The organism is Mesorhizobium sp. M7A.F.Ca.CA.004.04.2.1 (assembly GCF_004022825.1).
GTDB lineage: Bacteria > Pseudomonadota > Alphaproteobacteria > Rhizobiales > Rhizobiaceae > Mesorhizobium.
Genome location: NZ_RZPH01001748.1, coordinates 1 through 510, shown reverse-complemented (window position 1 = coordinate 510; position 510 = coordinate 1). Strand labels below are relative to the sequence as shown.

General features: G+C 61.4%; 2 pseudogenes. Both read right to left on the bottom strand.

Annotation, left to right across the window (positions count from 1 at the left end):
• A pseudogene (locus tag EN893_RS37370) lies at positions 1–193 on the bottom strand (gfo/Idh/MocA family oxidoreductase); the annotation flags it as partial.
• Positions 194–375: 182 nt separating this feature from the next.
• Positions 376–510 (bottom strand): annotated as a pseudogene (locus EN893_RS39785) (transcriptional regulator); the annotation flags it as partial.

The window sequence follows — 510 nt, the reverse complement described above, 5'->3', positions numbered from 1 at the left end:
ACACGGCCTCGAGCTCGGGCACAGAGTCGAGCAGGGCTTCGATGTCAGGAAAATTCGTGATGTCATCCACCTTGCCGTGACGGCTGGCGGCCGCGATGAGGCGATAGTCCTGGTCTTTCGCCAGGGCCGGTAGGTGCTGGTCGCGGACGATCTTGCCGACGCCGACGATGCCTATCTTGATGGGCTGGGACACGGCCGCTCCGTCTGTTTGATGATGGTGATGGTTTCTTATCAGAACACTTGCCCCGGGCAAGCCGAAGCCAAGCAGCCAAACTCAGCCTTCCTCGAGCGGCAGTGCGTATTTTGTCGGCTGGGAATGCCTCGATCGCCGATTCGTCTCGGCAGTCGATTCGAAAGCTGGACCGGGGGTTGGAGTCAGATCGGCACGTCGAAGGTAACGATCGACACTTCGCCTTCGAGCGCGCCCTGGAAGGCGGAGATATGCGGCTCGTCGTCGGGGATGCCGTCCATGTCGCCGATCTGGTCGAGTTCGGCCTCGGCGTACCCTTC